This is a genomic window from Solibacillus isronensis, from assembly GCF_023715405.1.
GTDB lineage: Bacteria > Bacillota > Bacilli > Bacillales_A > Planococcaceae > Solibacillus > Solibacillus isronensis_B.
This window is the reverse complement of record NZ_JAMBOC010000022.1, coordinates 1-461: the sequence shown is the minus strand read 5'-3', so window position 1 is coordinate 461 and position 461 is coordinate 1. Positions and strand designations below refer to the sequence as shown.

At 61.0% G+C, this 461-nt stretch carries 1 protein-coding gene; it reads right to left on the bottom strand.

All coding sequences use genetic code 11. The annotated features are described in order from the left end of the window. A partial coding sequence (locus tag M3166_RS18985; RefSeq protein WP_251691797.1) for a PCRF domain-containing protein occupies nucleotides 1-461 on the bottom strand: 461 nt, incomplete at both ends.

The following is a 461-nucleotide window of genomic DNA, read 5'->3' as shown; positions in this document are numbered from 1 at the left end:
CCACCGTACAGGCGGAGGTGTGGATCCGCCCCTGCGATTCGGTGGCCGGCACACGCTGCACGCGATGGCCGCCGGATTCAAATTTGAGCCGACCATAGACGCCGTCACCGCTGATCTTGGCGATCACCTCTTTAAAGCCGCCGTGCTCACCTTCGTTGGCGCTGAGGATCTCTACCTGCCAGCGGCGCGATTCTGCGTAACGGGTGTACATGCGGAATAGATCGCCGGCAAACAGCGCTGCTTCGTCGCCGCCGGTCCCGGCGCGCACTTCCACGAAGGCGTTACGCTCGTCATCAGGATCTTTCGGCAGGAGGAGAACCTGCAGCTGTTGCTCCAGCTGGTCGCCTTTTTCTTTGGCGTCACGCAGCTCTTCCTGCGCCATTTCGCGCATTTCCGGATCGTCGAGCATCATCTGCGCGGTTTCAATATCCTCCTGCACCTGACGCCAGTCGGTATAGCAG